The organism is Burkholderia sp. SIMBA_051 (genome assembly GCF_046534915.1).
Lineage (GTDB): Bacteria > Pseudomonadota > Gammaproteobacteria > Burkholderiales > Burkholderiaceae > Burkholderia > Burkholderia ambifaria.
In genome coordinates this window covers 1-242 of record NZ_JAWRXS010000778.1, presented here as the reverse complement: position 1 = coordinate 242, position 242 = coordinate 1, and the positions used below count along the sequence as shown (strand labels likewise).

1 pseudogene is annotated in these 242 nt (G+C 70.2%); it reads right to left on the bottom strand.

Annotated elements, in window-relative coordinates:
• Positions 1-242: pseudogene (locus tag SB771_RS36580) on the bottom strand (hypothetical protein); the annotation flags it as partial.

The window sequence follows — 242 nt, the reverse complement described above, 5'->3', positions numbered from 1 at the left end:
AGGTAGTTGGCGAAGGTCGACCACGCGGCGATCGGCGCGGTCGCGAACAGCAGCGTCGACACGGCCGCGATCGCGACGAAGAACAGCGCCCACGCGAGCGTGATGCGCCGCGTGTAGCGCGCGACGGCCGGCGTGATCTCGCCGTGAATCATCGCCGCGAAGCGCGTGCACAGCGGCACCTGGCCGGCCATCAGCGTGCGGCCGAACAGCAGCGCCATCGCGACGTTGAAGCTCGCGTGCTC